We start from the raw sequence: 5,193 nt of genomic DNA on the forward strand, positions 1-5,193 counted from the left end.
CTACTATGGTAGCCACAAGACCATCAATCCGACCGGGATTGTGCCGAAAGGGCCGGCGCAGGATTTCACCGGGGCACATGATCGGGGGCGGTTGAGCGGGAAAGGGGTTTGGCGCAAGGCCTGAGGTTGATCGTTCCCACGCTCTGCGTGGGAACGATCACATGAAAGCGACTCGGTATTCAGACCTGCGCCTGAGCCCCTTCGAACCACGCCAGTTTCTCGCGCAGTTGCACCACTTCCCCAACGATCACCAGTGTCGGCGCATGCACTTCATGCTCCGCCACCAGCCGTGGCAGGTCGGCCAGGGTGCCGGTAAATACCCGCTGATTGACCGTGGTGCCCTGCTGGATCAACGCCGCCGGGGTATCAGCCGCGCGACCGTGCTTGATCAACTGCTCGCAGATGATCGGCAAGCCCACCAGCCCCATGTAAAACACCAGGGTTTGCGCCGGCGCGACCAGGTCGGCCCACGGCAAATCGGTGGAACCGTCCTTGAGGTGCCCGGTGACAAACCGCACTGACTGCGCGTAATCGCGGTGAGTCAGCGGAATCCCGGCATACGCCGCGCAACCGCTGGCAGCGGTAATGCCCGGCACGACCTGGAACGGGATGCCATGGGCCGCCAGTTCTTCGATCTCTTCGCCGCCACGCCCGAAAATGAACGGATCGCCACCCTTCAAGCGCACCACGCGCTTGCCGGCCTTGGCCAGATCCACCAAATGCTGGTTGATCTGTTCCTGAGGCACGGCGTGATCGGCGCGGCGCTTGCCGACGTAGACCCGCTCGGCATCGCGACGGCACAAATCCAGAATCGCCGGCGCCACCAGACGGTCATACAGCACCACGTCGGCTTGCTGCATCAGGCGCAAGGCGCGGAAGGTCAACAAGTCGGGGTCACCCGGCCCGGCGCCCACCAGATAGACCTCACCGGTGGCCACAGGGGCTTCGCCATTGATTTTGGCCAGCATCAAGCGCTCGGCCTCGGCGCCCTGCCCGGCCAGTTGCCGGTCGGCAATCGGGCCCTGGAACACATCCTCCCAGAACGCCCGACGCTGCTGCACATCCGGAAACAGGCCTTTGACCTGGTTGCGGAAACGCGCCGCCAGACCGGCCAGTTGACCGTAAGCGGAAGGAATCCAGGTTTCCAGCTTGGCGCGAATCAACCGCGCCAGCACCGGCGCATCGCCGCCACTGGACACGGCAATGATCAGCGGCGAACGGTCGACGATCGCCGGGAAGATCACGCTGCACAGGGCCGGCGCGTCCACCACGTTGACCGGCACGCAACGCCGATGGGCATCGGCGGAGACTTGCGCGTTCAGCGGTTCATCGTCGGTGGCGGCGATGATCAGCCCGCAACCATCCAGATCCGCCTCGACGTAGCCACGCACCAGGCACTCGCCACCGCTGCCGGCTACCAGCTCACGCAACTGCGGTTCGATTTCAGGTGCGACCACCCGCAGCAGCGCACCGGCTTCGGCCAGCAGGCGGGATTTGCGCAAGGCAATCTCCCCCCCGCCGACGACCAACACACGACTGCCGCGAAGGTTATGGAACAGCGGCAGATAGTCCATTTAGCCGATGACCTCAAGGCCACCCATGTACGGCTTGAGCACTTCAGGGACACGGATCGAACCGTCGGCCTGCTGATAGTTCTCGAGTACCGCCACCAGGGTACGACCGACCGCCAGGCCGGAACCGTTCAGGGTGTGCACCAGCTCAGGCTTGCCTGTTTCCGGGTTGCGGAAACGCGCTTGCATACGGCGGGCCTGGAAGTCGCCACAGTTGGAGCACGACGAAATCTCGCGATACTTGTCCTGGCTCGGAATCCACACTTCCAGGTCGTAGGTCTTGACCGCGCTGAAGCCCATGTCGCCGGTGCACAGCGCCAGGGTGCGGTATGGYAGCTCCAGCAGTTGCAGGACTTTCTCGGCGTTGGCGGTCAGGTTTTCCAGCGCTTGCATCGAGGTCGACGGCTCAACGATCTGGACCATCTCGACCTTGTCGAACTGGTGCTGACGGATCATCCCGCGAGTGTCGCGACCCGACGCGCCAGCCTCGCTGCGGAAGCACGGCGTGTGTGCCACGAACTTGATCGGCAGCAGTTTCGAATCGACGATTTCGCCAGCCACAATGTTGGTCAGCGACACCTCAGCGGTCGGAATCAGGTACAGATCGGCTTCGCCGTCGCGGCTGATCTTGAACAGGTCTTCTTCGAATTTCGGCAACTGACCGGTGCCCTGCAGGGCCGGCGCTTGTACCAGATAAGGCGTGTAAGCTTCTTCGTAACCGTGTTCGTTGATGTGCAGGTTGATCATGAACTGCGCCAGTGCACGGTGCAGGCGAGCAATCGGGCCGCGCAGCAGGGCGAAACGGGCGCCGGACAGTTTGGCGGCGGTTTCGAAATCCAGCCAGCCGAACTTCTCACCCAGGGCCACGTGGTCCTGAACCGGGAAGTCGAACGCCTTCGGCGTGCCCCAACGGCGCACTTCAACGTTACCTTCTTCATCATCGCCGACCGGCACCGATTCGTGCGGCAGGTTCGGAATGCCCAGCAGGATCGAATCCAGCTCGGTCTGGATCGCGTCCAGCTCGACTTTACCGGCGCTCAACTCGCCCGCCATGCGCTCGACATCCGCCATCAGCGGCGCGATGTCTTCGCCGCGCTGCTTGGCCTGGCCGATGGATTTGGAGCGCGCGTTACGTTCAGCCTGCAGAGCTTCGGTGCGGGTCTGGACGGTCTTGCGCTGTTCTTCCAGCGCTTCGATGCGCGCAACATCCAGGGCAAAGCCACGGGATGCCAGGCGGTCCGCTACGTCCTGAAGGTTGCTACGTAACAGTTTGGAATCGAGCATGTCGGTTTCTCGTTATCAAAGTTTGGTCAAGGACAGGCCAGCCCAGGTGGCGAGCAGCCCGCCGAATACGCTGATGGCCGCATAGCCCAAGGCCAGCGGCACTTGCCCGGTTTCCAGCAGGCGCACCGTATCCAGTGAAAAGGATGAAAAAGTCGTCAGCCCCCCGAGGAAGCCGACGATCAACCCGGCGCGTACCGCAAACGATACCTCCGGGCGAATCAAAAACAGGCCGTATAGAACGCCGATCAGCAAACAGCCCACGATATTAACGGCCAGCGTCGCGGTATAGAAGTGCCGCGGCCAATTCGCGTTGATCCAGTTACCGGTGGCGAAGCGCAACAGCGTGCCGGCGACACCACCGACAGAAACCGCAACAATCAAGGGAATCACTATTTTCTCCGCTGTCGGGGGCTTAGACGGTCAAGCTGCGCGAGGTGGTTGAGCTTTTCGCCGATCTTCAGCTCCAGGCCGCGGGGCACGGGTTGATAGAACCGTTGAGGCTCCAACTCGTCCGGGAAGTAATCTTCGCCAGCGGCGTAGGCATCCGGTTCATCGTGGGCGTAACGATACTCATCGCCATAGCCCAATTGCTTCATCAACTTGGTCGGCGCATTGCGCAGGTGCAGCGGCACCTCCAGCGAACCGTGTTCGGTAGCGCTGCGCATCGCGGCCTTGAAGCCCATGTACACCGCGTTGCTTTTTGGCGCGCAAGCCAGATAGGTAATGGCCTGGGCCACCGCCAATTCGCCTTCGGGGCTGCCGAGGCGCTCCTGCACTTCCCACGCCGCCAGGCACAGGCTCAGGGCGCGGGGGTCGGCGTTGCCGATGTCTTCGCTGGCCATGCGCACCACGCGTCGGGCCAGGTACAGCGGGTCGCAGCCGCCGTCGATCATTCGCGCGAACCAGTACAGCGCGCCATCAGGGTTGGAACCGCGTACCGATTTATGCAGCGCGGATATCTGGTCGTAGAAGGCTTCGCCGCCCTTGTCGAAACGCCGCCGGGTGTCGCCGAGCAGGCTTTGCAGCAGGTCGATGCCGATTTCGCTGTGGTCTTCGGCCAGGTCCGAGGCATTTTCCAACAGGTTGAGCAGACGCCGGCCATCGCCATCGGCGGCGGACAGCAGCATCTGGAAGCCCTCGTCGCTGAGGGTCAGTTGCCGCTTGCCCAGCCCACGCTCTTCGGTCAGCGCGCGATGCACCAGCTTGCGCAGGGCGGCTTCGTCGAGGCTTTTGAGCACATAGACACGCGCCCGGGACAGCAGCGCGTTGYTGAGTTCGAACGAGGGGTTTTCCGTGGTCGCGCCGATGAAAATCAGCGTGCCGTCTTCAACGTATGGCAGGAACGCATCCTGCTGGGACTTGTTGAAGCGATGCACTTCGTCGACGAACAGGATGGTGCGTTTACCGTACTGCCCGGCCTGCTGCTTGGCGACTTCCACCGCCTGACGAATCTCTTTGACCCCGGCCAGCACCGCCGAAACCGTTTCGAAGTGCGCATCCGAGACTTCCGCCAGCAGCCGCGCCAGGGTGGTTTTACCCACGCCCGGTGGCCCCCAGAAAATCATCGAGTGCAGGGCACCCTGCTCCAGGGCTTCGCGCAAAGGTTTGCCGCGAGCGAGCACGTGTTCCTGACCGACGTACTCGTCCAGATTGGCCGCACGCAAACGGGCGGCCAGGGGCTGAGCAATCGGGGCACTGCGAAACAGGTCCATCACGTACTTTTAAAACCTCGAGTCAATTCTCAAGTTTGGCGAACACCCTGTGACAAGAGCAGCCCCCTCGCCACACAAGCCCGCTTCTACAGGTTTACTCCTGGATCACATCGGCACCCTTGGGGATGTCGAACTTGAACTTGGAGGCCGGGATCGGCTCGTTGGCCTTCACGCCGGTGAACAGGATGTTGGTGCGCTGGCCGACGCTGTCGATCATCTGCATATCATTGACCAGACCATTGCGGAACGACAGGCGCAGGCTGTCGAACAAGGTGTCCTTGGTTTTCGGCTTCAGGGTGAAGTCGATCACGCCGCCGGCTTCCTTGGCGCTGATGTCAAAGCTCTGGCTGATCTTGGACACGTCACCGGACAGCAACAACGCCGGGGTCTGGGTCAGACGCTGATCAAGAGTCTTGATGGTGGCCTGTTCCAGATCCGGGTCCCACAGGGTCACTTTCTTACCGTCCGAGACCATGGTTTGCTCGGCCGGCGCGTTGGTGTGCCAGTAGAACAGGCCCGGGCGCTGCAAGGACATTTCACCTGCAGTTTCTTGTAACTGGGTGCCGCTGCCATCGAGGGTCAGCTGGGAGAAGCGCGCGGTCAGGGTCTGGGATTTTTCCAGCAGT

The 5,193-nt window shown here is 62.2% G+C and carries 5 protein-coding genes and 1 pseudogene; 1 reads left to right on the top strand and 5 read right to left on the bottom strand.

What is annotated here, in order from left to right; all coding sequences use genetic code 11:
* Positions 1 to 124 (top strand): annotated as a pseudogene (locus AC1DLB_RS20570) (glutathione S-transferase family protein); the annotation flags it as partial.
* 55 nt (positions 125 to 179) lie between these two features.
* Here the strand turns inward: AC1DLB_RS20570 and cysG are convergent.
* From cysG to lolA, 5 genes are all read right to left on the bottom strand, one after another.
* On the bottom strand, positions 180 to 1,574 hold the full coding sequence (gene cysG, locus AC1DLB_RS20575) for a siroheme synthase CysG (protein ID WP_477743703.1): 1,395 nt from the start codon (positions 1,572 to 1,574) through the stop codon (positions 180 to 182).
* Positions 1,575 to 2,855: a serine--tRNA ligase gene (gene serS / locus AC1DLB_RS20580; protein WP_018925530.1), complete on the bottom strand. Its 1,281-nt coding sequence runs from the start codon at positions 2,853 to 2,855 to the stop codon at positions 1,575 to 1,577.
* 15 nt (positions 2,856 to 2,870) lie between these two features.
* On the bottom strand, positions 2,871 to 3,245 hold the full coding sequence (crcB, locus tag AC1DLB_RS20585) for a fluoride efflux transporter CrcB (RefSeq protein WP_007941127.1): 375 nt from the start codon (positions 3,243 to 3,245) through the stop codon (positions 2,871 to 2,873).
* The gene (locus tag AC1DLB_RS20590; RefSeq protein ID WP_477785548.1) at positions 3,245 to 4,567 is read right to left on the bottom strand and encodes a replication-associated recombination protein A; all 1,323 of its coding nucleotides are present in this window, start codon (positions 4,565 to 4,567) and stop codon (positions 3,245 to 3,247) included. Before AC1DLB_RS20590 ends, crcB begins: the two co-directional genes overlap by 1 nt.
* Before the next feature lie 94 nt (positions 4,568 to 4,661).
* A partial coding sequence (gene lolA, locus AC1DLB_RS20595; protein WP_477785549.1) for an outer membrane lipoprotein periplasmic chaperone LolA occupies positions 4,662 to 5,193 on the bottom strand: 532 nt, incomplete at its 5' end.

The sequence above is a fragment of the Pseudomonas sp. 05N434 genome (assembly GCF_056396965.1).